Source organism: Pseudarthrobacter phenanthrenivorans Sphe3, from assembly GCF_000189535.1.
In the GTDB taxonomy this organism is placed as follows: Bacteria; Actinomycetota; Actinomycetes; order Actinomycetales; family Micrococcaceae; genus Arthrobacter; species Arthrobacter phenanthrenivorans.
Window position 1 is genome coordinate 867,919 of record NC_015145.1, and the last position, 13,012, is coordinate 880,930.

12 protein-coding genes and 2 riboswitches are annotated in these 13,012 nt (G+C 65.4%); of the genes, 10 read left to right on the forward strand and 2 right to left on the reverse strand.

The features are described from left to right. Nucleotides 1-23 precede the first annotated feature (23 nt). The 10 genes from ASPHE3_RS04090 to ASPHE3_RS04135 all read left to right on the forward strand — a co-directional run bounded on the left by ASPHE3_RS04090 (nt 24) and on the right by ASPHE3_RS04135 (nt 11,189). Complete coding sequence (locus ASPHE3_RS04090) at nt 24-722, forward strand: metal-dependent transcriptional regulator (protein WP_013599966.1); 699 nt, start codon at nt 24-26, stop codon at nt 720-722. A 144-nt stretch (nt 723-866) separates the two neighbouring features. Continuing rightward, a riboswitch (cyclic di-AMP (ydaO/yuaA leader) is annotated at nt 867-1,077 on the forward strand. A gap of 10 nt (nt 1,078-1,087) precedes the next feature. Beyond that, nucleotides 1,088-1,909, forward strand: coding sequence for a M23 family metallopeptidase (locus ASPHE3_RS04095; RefSeq protein WP_013599967.1), 822 nt, complete (start codon nt 1,088-1,090; stop codon nt 1,907-1,909). A gap of 128 nt (nt 1,910-2,037) precedes the next feature. After that, nucleotides 2,038-2,220: riboswitch (cyclic di-AMP (ydaO/yuaA leader) on the forward strand. Between the two features lie 70 nt (nt 2,221-2,290). After that, the gene (locus tag ASPHE3_RS04100) at nt 2,291-2,974 is read left to right on the forward strand and encodes a C40 family peptidase (RefSeq protein ID WP_041651968.1); all 684 of its coding nucleotides are present in this window, start codon (nt 2,291-2,293) and stop codon (nt 2,972-2,974) included. Between the two features lie 157 nt (nt 2,975-3,131). Beyond that, on the forward strand, nt 3,132-3,899 hold the full coding sequence (locus ASPHE3_RS04105) for an NlpC/P60 family protein (protein WP_013599969.1): 768 nt from the start codon (nt 3,132-3,134) through the stop codon (nt 3,897-3,899). Between the two features lie 285 nt (nt 3,900-4,184). Then, entirely contained in the window at nt 4,185-4,685 is a 501-nt protein-coding gene (locus ASPHE3_RS04110; RefSeq protein WP_013599970.1) for an HNH endonuclease, read from the forward strand. 47 nt (nt 4,686-4,732) lie between these two features. Further along, nucleotides 4,733-5,374 carry a molybdenum cofactor guanylyltransferase gene (gene mobA, locus ASPHE3_RS04115; RefSeq protein WP_246084718.1) on the forward strand — a complete coding sequence of 214 codons (642 nt, stop codon included), beginning with the start codon at nt 4,733-4,735 and terminating at the stop codon, nt 5,372-5,374. 14 nt (nt 5,375-5,388) lie between these two features. After that, on the forward strand, nt 5,389-5,682 hold the full coding sequence (locus ASPHE3_RS22220; RefSeq protein ID WP_013599972.1) for a DUF6457 domain-containing protein: 294 nt from the start codon (nt 5,389-5,391) through the stop codon (nt 5,680-5,682). After that, on the forward strand, nt 5,679-7,055 hold the full coding sequence (locus tag ASPHE3_RS04125) for a molybdopterin molybdotransferase MoeA (protein WP_013599973.1): 1,377 nt from the start codon (nt 5,679-5,681) through the stop codon (nt 7,053-7,055). Before ASPHE3_RS22220 ends, ASPHE3_RS04125 begins: the two co-directional genes overlap by 4 nt. A gap of 81 nt (nt 7,056-7,136) precedes the next feature. Further along, complete coding sequence (gene fdhD / locus ASPHE3_RS04130; RefSeq protein ID WP_013599974.1) at nt 7,137-8,015, forward strand: formate dehydrogenase accessory sulfurtransferase FdhD; 879 nt, start codon at nt 7,137-7,139, stop codon at nt 8,013-8,015. A gap of 141 nt (nt 8,016-8,156) precedes the next feature. Further along, nucleotides 8,157-11,189 (forward strand): alpha-mannosidase, encoded by a 3,033-nt coding sequence (locus ASPHE3_RS04135; RefSeq protein WP_013599975.1) that lies wholly within the window; start codon nt 8,157-8,159, stop codon nt 11,187-11,189. Between the two features lie 278 nt (nt 11,190-11,467). Here the strand turns inward: ASPHE3_RS04135 and ASPHE3_RS04140 are convergent, their stop codons facing one another. Both ASPHE3_RS04140 and ASPHE3_RS04145 read right to left on the reverse strand, forming a co-directional pair. Beyond that, nucleotides 11,468-12,205, reverse strand: coding sequence for a hypothetical protein (locus ASPHE3_RS04140; protein WP_013599976.1), 738 nt, complete (start codon nt 12,203-12,205; stop codon nt 11,468-11,470). Next, a complete protein-coding gene (locus tag ASPHE3_RS04145; RefSeq protein ID WP_013599977.1) occupies nt 12,202-12,939 on the reverse strand; it encodes a hypothetical protein in 738 nt (245 codons plus the stop codon). Before ASPHE3_RS04145 ends, ASPHE3_RS04140 begins: the two co-directional genes overlap by 4 nt. Nucleotides 12,940-13,012: the final 73 nt, after the last annotated feature.

Genomic DNA, 13,012 nt, shown 5'->3' on the forward strand with positions numbered 1-13,012 from the left:
ATGCGCTCGAGGAGCTGAGCTGGATGACGGATCTGATCGACACTACGGAGATGTACCTCCGGACCATCCTGGAGCTGGAAGAAGAAAACATCGTCGCCCTGCGCGCCCGGATCGCGGAGCGCCTGCGTCATTCCGGGCCCACCGTCTCACAGACCATCGGCCGTATGGAGCGGGACGGCCTGGTGGTGGTCTCCGGCGACAGGCACCTTGAGCTGACCGAGACCGGCCGCAAACGCGCCACCGAAGTGATGCGCAAGCACCGGCTGGCGGAGCGGCTCCTCGCTGACGTGATCGGGCTGGACTGGGCCTATGTCCACGACGAAGCCTGCCGCTGGGAGCACGTTATGAGTGAGCGGGTGGAGCGGCGCATTTACGAACTGCTGGACCATCCCACCGAGTCGCCCTACGGCAACCCCATCCCGGGCCTGGCGGCGCTCGGCGGGCAGACTTCGCCCTCCTTTGCCGATGGGGCCATCAGCCTGCTGGAAGCAATGAAGTCCTACAGTCCGGCCTCGGAAGTGACTGTCAGCCGCCTGGCCGAGCCGATCCAGGTGGAACCCGAGCTGCTGGTCCAGCTCGATGAAGGCGGTATCCGCCCTGGCGCAGGAGTCACCCTCGAACGGGTGGGCGATTACATTTCAGTGCGCGTTGCCGGTATTGAGGGCGCGCTGGAGTTGCCGCCCGAAGTTGCCGCGCACGTCTTTGTAGCCGTCCGCCAGTGACCTTTCTTGGGGAGCTGTTACCCCGTGTGGGGCTGGTCACGCAAAGATAACGGAATTGTTACTTAGGGCCTTAAGCCCCTATAGTTGAACCAAGCGTTGATACTAAAGCGTTACCTGATCCGGAGCCGAGCTCTGCCAGCGGATCAGGTGCACGAGTCATAACTGGCAGAGGCGGGGGAACCACAAGCGGCAGCCGGGGGACTGCCTTGGGGTGAAGTCCGTCAGCAGCAAGCCTCTTCCAGCGAAGGATCCCTCGGGGATATCTCTGTGCCGAGCTTGCTTACGGCGGACCGGGTCTTTGAACTCTCTGACCCGAATCCGACAGCTAACTTCGCAGGCTTTCCAGAGAGGAACCCTTCTTGTCCATGCAGACCCCCAGGGGACGCCGCCGCGCGGCGCTCCCCAGCTCGACGCCGCGGGTTGTCGAGGTCACCACGATGGAACGCCCCCGCGATTTCCACCGTGATGCCCGCCGCCGCCGAGGTCCCTTCCGGCAGGTCACCGAATTCGCGTCGGCCAGTGGAATCGGCCAGAAGGCCGGCATCGCACTCGCTGCCACAGGCCTGGTGCTGACCGTGACCGTTCCGGCCACCAGCCCTGTCATGGCCACCGACGCATCCGGCGCCGCCCCGGTAGCTGCATCCGCGGTGACCGCGCAGCCGCAGATTTCTGCCGAGGCTGGGGCGCAGATCGATTTCAGCCGCTCTGCCGTGGTCACGCAGGCTGATCCGGACGGCAAGCTGAAGCAGCTCCTCAGCGCCCAGTCCGCGGGTGCCGTCTCCCGGGCAGCCTCTGCCGGCAGCCTTGGCGCCCCCCTGGCCACGCTTTCGACTGCCTCACCCTTCGGCTACCGGGTCAGCCCGATTACGGGCGGCTCAGGAGACTTCCACCGCGGCCAGGACTACGTGGCGCAATGCGGGACCTCTGTCCTGGCGGCTGCCACCGGCACCGTGACGTTCGTGGGCTGGCACCAGTACGGCGGCGGAAACCGCGTCGTGGTGGACCATGGCAACGGCCTGGAAACCACGTACAACCACCTTTCGTCCTTCAATGTCACGGAGGGGCAGACCGTCTCCCGCGGAGACGTTGTGGCCTTGAGTGGAACCACCGGCGCCTCCACCGGCTGCCACCTCCACTTCGAGGTGCAGGTCAACGGTGAAGTTGTCGATCCGACCGGCTGGCTGTAGTCAAATGATGCAGAACTCTCGAATCATCGTGACCCGCCGTGACCTGAATGTGACATTCATCGAAAACTGCTGTACCGTCTAACTCGCGTCAACTTTTCCGAAGTTGACGCTCTTGTGCGGATTGCCTAACTCTGCCACCGCTCAAGGTCCGTTCGCATTTCATCGTCTGGCAGGGGCGGGGGAACCAATTTTGGTCTTGGCTTTAGCGAAGACCTTGGGGTTAAGTCACAAAAGCTTCCTTGGAAGTTGCGTGGCCGGGTGACTCCCATCCGAATCCGACAGCTCACCTCGCAGGCATTGGGAGAGGCTACCTTCGTGTCTTCACGCCATCATTCTGCGCGCCACCGTGCGCAAACGGTTCGTACCAACCCCTTGGACTCCGTGTCCAAGGCTGTTAGTGCCAATGCCGGGACAGTAGGTCGCCAGGCTGCCGTTATTGCAGCTGCTTCCGGTCTCATCCTCAGCATGGGCCTCCCTGCGAACGCAGCGGACACCACAGCTGGTGTTTCCGCTTCCACCGAGTCCGGCTCCGCGCAGGCTGCGCTGGCAGTGACCGCCGCACCCACCGCCACCGTCTCCTTCGAGCGCCCTGTGGTGAAGACCACCGCCGCTCCGAAGCCGGCGCCGGTACGTGCCCAGTCCACCGCCACCGAGGGTCGCGCGGCAGCCACCACTGCCGCCGCCACGGAATCCGCAGCCGACAAGCTGGCAGAGACCGTATCCTCCGCCTCCACGTCGGGCATCGCCGCCATCGCCTACACCGGCATCGGCCGTCCGTACGTCTGGGGCGGCACCAGCCCCACCACGGGTTGGGACTGCTCGGGCTTCACCCAGTGGGTCTACGCCCAGGCCGGCATCAGCATTCCCCGGGTCAACGCCTGGACTGCCATGACTCCCACCTCCACCCCGCAGCCGGGTGACCTGGTCATGCAGAACGGCGGAGCGCACGTAGGCATCTACGTTGGCAACGGCATGATGGTCAGCGCACTTAACCCTTCCCAGGGCACGCTGCTCCACGCCGTAGCCGCCACCGGCAGCTCGGCCTTCTTCACCATCAACAAATAGTTCTTGGACCTTCGGGTCCAAGGGCTATTTCTTTGCTCCACACACTTTCCGCTACACCACATCCCCGTTCGGGACGTGCCGGCGTACCCCCAAGATGCCGGCACGTCCAAACCCCTGTGTGCCCACACGGCGCTGAGGAAAACGAAAGAGAGAACTGATGACTACTCGTGCTACCGCACGGCACCGTGCCGAGGTCACCAAGACCAGCTCAATCGCCATCATTGCCAAGGCTGTAGGCGACAACGCCGGCGGCGTTGGACGCCAGGCCGCTGTTATCGCTGCGGCTTCCGGTCTGGTCCTGACCAGCGGCATCGCTGCCAACGCTGCTGACTCCAACGTCCAGCGCGACTCGGCTCCGGCTTCCACCCTGGAAGTTGAATCAGCTGTTGAGGCGCCGATTTCGGCTGCTTCCACCATCGCGATCACCTTCGAAAAGCCGGCCGTGACCACCACGCCCGCTCCCGTCGTCGAAGAGCCCGAGCCCGTCGAGGTGGAGGAAGCTGCTCCGGCTCCCGCAGTCCAGGCTGCCGCCGCCCCCAAGGTCACCGCCAAGGTCTCCACCGCGTCGGCTCCCGCCGCTCCTGCCGCATCCGCCAGCGGCAAGGGTGCTGCCATCCTTTCCGCAGCGTACGCCCAGCTGGGCGTCATGCAGGACTGCACCATGCTGGTGACCAACTCCCTCGCGGCCGTGGGCATCAACTTCCACGACTGGCCCGCTGGCTACCTCTCCCTGGGCCGTACCGTCAGCGCTGCCGAAGCGCAGCCCGGCGACCTGATCTACTACGCCGACGGCGGCGCGGGTGTAGCCCACATCGCTGTTTACGCAGGCAACGGCCAGGCGGTTCACGGTGGCTACAACGGCAACCAGACCGTGGTCTTCAGCGCCAACGTTGGCTCCGGCCCGGTTTTCATCCGCGTCAACTAAGCGAGGGCCGCACCAGGCCTGACCCCCATGTCAAAGAACCCTTGCCCATCCGGCAGGGGTTCTTTGCTTTAACCGCCGGGACTGAACTGGGACGCCGTCGCGGCACGGCCCGCAGCTGATCAGGACACGGCCCTCGGGGAAGGCCGTCAGGGGACCTCCCCAAAGCGTGATTAGCTGATAGCGCGCTTCTGTGTTTACTCTTGTGGTGTCGATCCATAGCCCGGACATGCCGAGGGCAGCCGGCCCTCGTGCCCCTGACGGGTGCGGCCGTGAAGAGGTACGTGCATGCGCACTCTCGTTCTGAATGCTGGATATGAACCGCTGGCGGTTATCACTTTCCGCCGGGCGCTGGTGCTTGTGCTCACGGGCAAAGCAAGCGTGGTGGCCGAGGGTGACGATCCCGTTGTGGGACCGCAGGAGATCCTGGGCCGGCCGTCCGTGATACTCCTTAACCGCTACATCCGTCCCAGATACAACCAGGCCACGGCTGTCAGCCGGCGGGGAGTGCTGCGGCGTGATGGGCACAAATGCGCCTACTGCGGAAAAGCGGCCCACACCATCGACCATGTCCACCCTAAGTCCCGCGGTGGTGCGGATTCGTGGGAGAACCTCGTGGCGGCCTGCCTGCGCTGCAACAACGCCAAGGGCGACCACACACCCGCCGAAATGGGATGGAAACTCCGGTTCGTTCCCGAACCGCCGCACGGAAGCATGTGGCAGATCAAGGAACTCGAGAAGCCGACGCCGGCGTGGGACCCGTTCCTGCTGCCGGAGCGCGCCGCCTGACCAGCTGGCGCTGTGATCTCCGGCCGCCACATGGCTAGGCTGGGGGAGTGGAACAGGACGGGTTGGACTTCGATGCCATAATTCTGGCTGGCGGCAGGTCATCACGGCTGGGCGGAGTGGCCAAACAGAACCTTGTCCTGCATGATTCCACGCTCCTTCAACGGGCCCTTGCCGCCGCTGGGGGCGCGTCCCGCACGGTGGTGGTTGGCCCCGACCCCGGTACCCTTCCTCCTGGCGTGATCCACTGCCGGGAACAGCCGGAATTCGGCGGACCGGCAGCGGCCATCGCCGCCGGACTGGCTGTTCTTGCTGACACTGGAAGCAGGTCCTTGCATACGCTGGTGCTGGCGTGTGACATGCCCCGGATCCAGGATGCCCTGGCCGTCCTCAAGCCGGCTCTGCGCGCGGCCCGTGGCGACGGCGTGGTGGCGCGTTCCGCGGACGGCAGGCTTCAGCCACTGGCCGGTTTCTACAGCACGGCTGCGTTAAGAACCGCGGCGCAGGACCTCTCGTCCCGTGGTGCCTTAATCAACGCTTCTGTCCGCTCCCTCCTTGCTAGTCTGGACGTGCAGCCTGTCACTGTCCCCGCCGGTTCCACAGCAGATGTGGATACCTGGGACGATGCCGCGGCATTAGGGATTGACCCCGGGCGCCAGGGCGGGGACCAGGACCGGCGCAGCCGGAGCTAAATTGGAGGCAGTTCGTGAAAAGCCAGGATGAAACGCTGGAGGAGTGGTGCAGATCCCTGCTCCAGGCCTATGAGCTGGAAGACGTCCAGGTGGACGTCAACGCCATTCTTGCCCTGGCCGGCGTCGCCGCCCACTCAGTGGTTCGGCCGGCAGCGCCGCTGACCACCTTCATTGCCGGCTTTGCCGCAGGCCTGGCTGCGGGCTCAGGAAAGGCTGAGAACAACGCTTCCATGGAGGCAGCCCTGGCCGTGGCGCGTTCCCTGGCCACCGATTATGACGCTGAAGCCGCCGGGGCTCCCGGCGAATGACCCAGGAAGCCCAGGAAGAACCGAGCACACCTGGGGCCGGGGGGCACCACCACCTGGCCCATACGTGGGAAGAAGCCCGGCAAGCGGCATTTGATGCCGCAACTCCCATTCCGGCTGGTCCCGTTTCACTGGAACTTGCCCTGGGGCGCCGGCTGGACCAGGACGTGGTGGCGCTGCAGGACATGCCCCACTATGCTTCCTCAGCGATGGACGGCTGGGTGGTGAACGGTACGGGTCCATGGATCCTGGTGGAGCCCGGCGTTCCGCTGGCCCCGCACCAGGCCAGCCCCATTGCAACGGGGGGACTCATCCCGGCCGGGGGGAAAGCGGTGTTGCGCAGCGAAAGCGCGCGGCTCGGTAAGGACGAGGAAGGGCTGCCCATCCTGATGACCGGCGGGACGGCACGCCCGGGCGAGCCGCGTACCGGCCAGCATGTCCGGAAAGCCGGGGAGGAGGCCACGGAAGGGGACATTCTTGTCAAGGCCGGGGTGGTACTGAATCCGGCGCATCTTGCCCTCGCTGCCCTTGCCGGGTACGACGAACTTGTAGTCCAGGGAAAACCGCTGGTCCGGCTGCTGCTGACGGGCTCCGAAGTGGTGCAGCATGGCGTTCCGGTTCCCGGCCAGGTCCGCGACACCTTCGGCCCGCAGCTGCCGGCAGTCGTTGGGATGCTGGGCGGTATCGCGGGCGGCCAGCAGAGGATCGGCGATTCCTATGCTGAGTGGCTGGGCGCCTTGGAGGACGTGCTTCCGGAGGCCCCCGGCGCGCCCGACCTTCCGGCCGACGTGGTCATCACAACTGGCGGGACGGGAAAATCCGGCACCGACCACCTTCGCCGTGCCGTGGCTGAGCTGGGTGGGCGGCTGGTCATTGACGGGGTAGCCATGCGCCCCGGGCATCCTGCCGTGCTGGCCGAACTTCCTGACGGCAGGTTCGTCCTGGGGCTGCCGGGAAATCCGCTCGCCGCAATGATGGCCCTCTCCACGGTTGGAGCTCCGCTGCTGGCGGCGCTGGGGCACGGCACCCTGCCCGCCGTCCAGGAAGTGCCCTGCGGAACCCTGCTGGAACCGGAACCGGGGCGCACCCGCCTGATGCCGTTCCGCCTCCTCTACGGCATGGCCTCACCGGCACAGCACACCGGCCCGGGGATGATGCGTGGGCTGGCTTCGGCCGACGGCGTCATGGTTGTCCCGCCGCACGGGGTGCAGTTGGGTGAGCTGGTGCCGGCCTTCCCGCTGCCGTGGGGGCTGCCTATTCCCGCCGTCCCCGATCCCGCAGCCAAAACGAAGCCGCGGAGCGGCGCGCGGACGGGGAAGCCAGCGGCCAAACCCGCGCCCGCCGGCCCTGTGGACTGGAGCGCCCTTCTTGGCTGAGGATCGCCCGCACGGGCCGCCGCCGCTGGTATCACCTTCGGACGATTGGGATGATGGAGACATGAACAGGAACGGTGGGACATGGGACGCGTGACCCAGCGCCGCAAGGTGCACAAGTATCTACTGGACGGCTCCCCGGGGGCCCTTGAATTTCCGGTCCGGTACCGGGAGGACGTATTGGCGGTGGAAGAACCGCTGGAGATCCGGCTGGGCAGCCTGTCCTTTTCGGTAACCATGCGGACTCCCGGCGACGACTTTGACCTGGTGGCCGGCTTCCTGGTGTCCGAGGGCGTGATCTGGGACGCCGGACAGCTTGTCTCGCTGCGGTTCTGCGCCGGCGAGGACGAAAACGGGGTGCAAACCTTCAATGTGGTGGAGGCCCAGCTGCGCCCGGACGTCGAGCTTCCCTCGATGGGCAGGCACGTCTACACGTCCAGCTCATGCGGCATTTGCGGCACCGATTCCATTGAATCCGTCCGCAAATCATCACACTTCAGTCCTGCCGCCGATCCCCTGACCCTGTCCGCGGAGGCCCTCGCGTCGCTGCCGGACATCCTTCGGGAGTCCCAGCGGCTCTTTGACCATACCGGCGGCGTTCATGCTGCCGGACTCTTCCGGGTAGAGGACGACGGCGGCGTGCAGCTTCTGTGCCTCAGGGAGGACGTGGGCAGGCACAACGCAGTGGACAAGGTGGTGGGGTGGGCCCTGCGCGAAGGCCTGCTGCCGCTGCGGGGGACGGTTCTCCAGGTTTCCGGCCGGGCATCCTTCGAGCTCGTCCAAAAAGCTGCGTTGGCCGGCATCCCGGTGCTGGCGGCCGTAAGCGCCCCGTCGAGCCTTGCCGTGGAACTCGCCGAGGCCAGCGGACTCACGCTGGCCGGATTCAGCAGGGGCACCAGCCTCAACGTCTATGCAGGTGAGGGAAGGATTTTGCGCCCGATAGCGGCAGCCCCGCCGTCGTAAGTGCCCCGCCCTTAGTCCTCCGCGGGCGGAAAGCACGCGGTAAGCGTTTACGCAAGGGTTGGTAAACGGTCTTCCAGCGGGTAGATTTATCCATCGAATGGACACGATTGATCCAGTCCCAAGCGCTAAAGAGGGCCAACATTGCATGACGACCGCCGGATCACGGAAGTCCGCCTCCACAGATTTGTGCGGGAGCGCATCGACGCTGCGGTCTACACCCGGACGCTGCCGCTGGCACTGACCAGCTGGGATGCCCCGGATGAACCTGTGCCGGCGCTGGAAGCCATGCGCCAGGATTTCCAGCCACAGGAGCACGGCGCCCCGTGGGGAAGGCCGTGGGGCACCAAGTGGCTCAGGCTGCAGGGCGAAGTTCCCGAAGGCTGGGGAACGGAACCGGACACCACCGTTGAAGTCATCGTGGACTTGGGTTTCACCGTTGAAATTCCTGGGTTCCAGTGCGAGGGCATCGCTTGGCGGCCTGACGGCTCCATCATCAAGGCGGTTTCACCAAGGAACCAGTACATCCCGCTGAAGCTCCTGGGCGGCGGCATGGCTATCGACTTCTATGTCGAAGCTGCCGCGAACCCCGACGTCGCGCAGGGATGGACCTTTGCCCCCACTCCCTACGGTGACAAATCCACCGCCGGGACAGCGCCCCAGTACCGCCTCGGCAGCATAGCCATCGCCGAGATGAACCGAACCGTCTGGGAACTCCAGCAGGACATCCGCACGCTGACCGGGCTGATGGCGGTGTTGCCCGTTGAGTTGCCCCGCCGTCATGAGATCCTCCGCGCCCTGGAACGCATGATGGACCGGATGGATCCGGACGACGTGCCCGGGACGGCGGCCGCGGGGCGCGAAGCCCTCGCGGAGGTGCTGTCCCGGCCTGCATACGCCTCAGCGCATCAGCTGGTGGCCACCGGCCACGCCCACATCGACTCCGCCTGGCTCTGGCCGGTCCGCGAAACCATCCGTAAATGCGCCCGGACGTTCTCCAACGTCATAGCGCTGATGGACGAAGATCCGGGTTTCGTCTTCTCCTGCTCCTCCGCGCAGCAACTGGCCTGGATCAAGGAGTACTACCCCGAGCTCTTCAGCCGCATCCGGGAGAAGGTCCGTGCGGGGCAGTTCGTTCCGGTCGGCGGCATGTGGGTTGAATCCGACACCAACATGCCCGGTGGCGAGGCCATGGCCCGGCAGTTCCTGGAGGGCAAGGGCTTCTTCCTTGCCGAGTTCGGAATAGAGTGCCGGGAGGCATGGCTGCCGGACTCCTTCGGCTACTCCGCGGCACTGCCGCAGATCGTGAAAGCTGCTGGAAGCCGGTGGTTCCTGACCCAGAAGATCTCCTGGAACCAGACCAACAGGATGCCCCACCACACCTTCAACTGGGAGGGGATCGATGGTACCCGGCTCTTCACCCACTTCCCGCCGGTGGACACCTACAACTCAGAGTTGACCGGGCGCGAACTGGCGCACGCGGAGCGGAACTACCGTGACCACGGCCGGGGGAGCATGTCCTTGGTGCCATTCGGTTATGGCGACGGCGGCGGCGGACCCACTCGGGAGATGCTGGCCGCGGCGGCACGGGCGGCAGACCTTGAAGGTTCGCCCAAAGTCCGGATCGGTTCGGCGGAAAGCTTCTTCAGCGAAGCCGAGGATGATTACCCGGTCCTGCCGGTCTGGGTGGGGGAGATGTACCTCGAACTCCACCGTGGCACCTACACCAGCCAGGCGAAGACCAAGAAGGGGAACCGGCGCAGCGAACACCTCCTGCGGGAGGCTGAGCTGTGGTGCGCCACCGCTGCCGTCCGTACTGGCGGCGCCTTTGCCTACCCCGCTGCTGAGCTCAAGCGGCTGTGGCGGCTGGTGCTGCTTCAACAGTTCCACGACATTCTTCCCGGCAGCTCCATCGCCTGGGTGCACCAGGATGCCGAGCGGAACTACGGGGCCATAAGTGATGCCCTGGAGCTGATCATCGGAGAGGCGGCCGCTGCAGCATTGGGCAGCGGTGAGCAGGCCTTCCTGTTGAATGCAGCGCCCCATGCCAGGGACGGGGTTCCGGCCCTGGCCGCGGGCCAGCCGGAAGCGTTCCACCAACCGGTTCATGCCACGGCACACGACGGGGGGTACATCCTGGATAACGGCGTCATCCGGGCAGTCCTGGACGCCGATGGGCTCCTTACCTCGCTGCTGGACCATGCAAGTGGCCGGGAAGCCATTGCCCCGGGCCAGCGCGGCAACCTGCTCGAGCTGCACCGCGACACGCCCAACGAGTGGGACGCGTGGGACATCGACGAGTTCTACCGCCGCAACGTCACCGCCCTGACCTCCGCAGACGCCGTGCGCCTGACCGGCGAAGGGGCCGACGCCGCTGTGGTGGTGGAGCGCCTCGCGGGCGCCTCAGCCGTCACCCAACGCATCACCCTGGCTGCCGGCAGCCCCTCGCTCACCATCTCCACGTCAGTGGACTGGAAGGAGCGCGAAAAACTGCTGAAACTTGGCTTCGCCCTGGATGTCCGGGCGGACAGGTCGGCATCCGAAACGCAGTTCGGGCACGTCTTCCGGCCCACGCACACCAACACCTCGTGGGAATCGGCGAAGTTCGAGATCTGTGCCCACCGCTGGATCCACGTAGCGGAGCCCGGGTATGGGGTGGCAATCTCCAATGCATCCACCTACGGCCATGACGTCACCCGCAGCATCAGGGATTCCGACGGCGGTACCACCACCACGGTGCGCCTCTCGCTGCTGCGCGCGCCCAAGTTTCCCGATCCCGAAGCGGACCGCGGTGTGCACGAGTTCACGGTCACCGTCCGGCCGGGTGCCGGCATCGCCGAAGCCGTGGAGGAGGGCTACCGCACCAACCTTCCGCCCCGCGTGGTCCGCGGCGGGTCCGCGGTGGAGCCGCTCTTTTCCGTGACCAACCCGGCCCTGGTGGTTGAGGCAGTCAAGCTGGCGGAGGACGGGTCCGGAGATGTGATTGTCCGCCTGTACGAATCGCTGGGACAGCGTTCAGCAGGGCGCCTCAGCGGGAACTTCCCGGTACGGCGGGTCACTTCGGTGGACTTGCTGGAGCGCCCGGTGGAGGCTCCCGGCGTGGATGCGGGGGCGGATGGGGCAACACTGTTGCTGCGGCCCTTCCAGTTGGTGACCCTGAGGTTTTCCCGGGCGTAGGAGGACCTTCAGCGGGATCCCCTCCTGCTGCGGGGAGGTCCTGTCCAGTCCGTCCGGGCCTCGTTCACGAGGCCTTCCGAGATCCCTGGGTGGTCGCTTAAATAGGCTGAGTGGGGGCGGTCCCCAACGGCCGCCACCACTCATCCCCCCAATATGTGCAAAGGCCCCCGGAGCGGTAAACGTTCAAGAATTTATCCCCGTTCGAAAACGCGCTGCGCTCCACCTTCACACATTCATGATTATTTCACATTCTAATGATTTTGTGAAAGGCAGCTTTGTTACTTTTCAGTAGATGACCTTCTTATCGCCGGGCTCTTCCTGTTCCGAACCCTCGCTGCCCAAATCAGCGTCAGGCCAATGACGAAGCAAAGCACCGCCGTGTAGTTGACAACGAACTCAAGTGCGCCCCACGCGGGTGGCACCACAGGAAACAACAGCGTCAGGGTGATTGCCACCCCGCCCAACGCCAACAGGCCTGCGGCGACCCTTACGAGCAAGGGCAGGCGGCTCCGCACCGCCCGGACCATGGGAGGCAGCAGGGCCAGCGACACGAAGGCCGGGTAGGCCCGTCCGGCTGCGCCATAGTACTCCACCAGGACGAAGTTCCGTTCATTCTTGGCAGACGTGGCGGACAGCCCGGCTGAGGAACCTGCCGTGTCCATCATGAAGAACAGCACCACCATCACCAGGGACACCACCAGGAGCACCAACATGCCGGTTTTTCCCGTGATCAGCCGGTAGGCTCCGTCTGCCCCGAAGCCGCGGCTGACACGGATACCCACGAAGTAGATCGCTGCGAAGATCACGAAGCGCAGGAGCAGGTTGGCCAGGTTGATTCCGCCCAACGCCTGGTCGATGGCTACGTAAGGGCCCTGGATGCTTAGCAGAATGGCCAAGGTCATGAGCCCAAAGATGTAGAACAGTGTCCTGTTCTCGCCGCGGATTGCACTGGGCACCCGGGCTGCAGCGACCAGGCCACAGATGGCCAGCGTCGACCACTGAAGTATTTCGATCATCCCAGGTTCTCCCAAATCTTTTCCGTCTGCGCTTGGTCCTGCTCCTGGCGCCGCAGGACCTTGCCCAGTGCCTGAAGTCTGTCACCTGCGAGGGTAGTGAGCTCGCCGTCGGACAATTCATCCAGTGCGGCCTGCCGGGCGCCGGGCGGCCAGCCGGCTTCCTGCTCGGTGATCAAGCCCGTGGCCACCAGCCCGCCGGCGGGGCCCACCCCTGCGGCCAGGGAAGTGGCAATGGCCAGTTCCGGGGACAGCCGGTTTGCCGTCAACTGCGCGGAGTAATTCTGGGGTGCGATGCCCGTAGCCGCGGAAACGCGGTGCCGCAGCTCGCCGTCGTCGATGGCGTCCACCCAGTTCTTCACGGACGTGGCATGCGGTGCGGGGGAAAGCGGGGAAGGCTCAGTGGCAGCCCTGCCGGAGAGATCCAATGCGGGGCGGGCCAGCGCCGCCCGGAGGAGGTCGGCCGTGGAAATCTGGCTGACCAGTTCGCAACGGCGCGGCGGAGGCTGGGGACTGGCCAGGTCGCTGTATGCCTCGAAGGTGGCCAGTGCAGTTACCGGATTGATGCCGTAGGCGCGGCTGATGCTGACCACGGTGGCCACCGCGACTTTCCCGCGGACCAGCTGCTGCGCCAGCGTGGTCCGCTTGATCCCGGAGATCCTGCAGACATCTGCCGTGCTGGCATTCGGCGCGATGCCTTGCAGCCAGCGCTGGAATGCCTTGGCGGGGAGGGTCATTGATGGCTCTCTGCAGAACGGGTACTTGACTTGATTTTAGCCTGCGCTCCTGCAGGCGATTTTACCGCCGGTG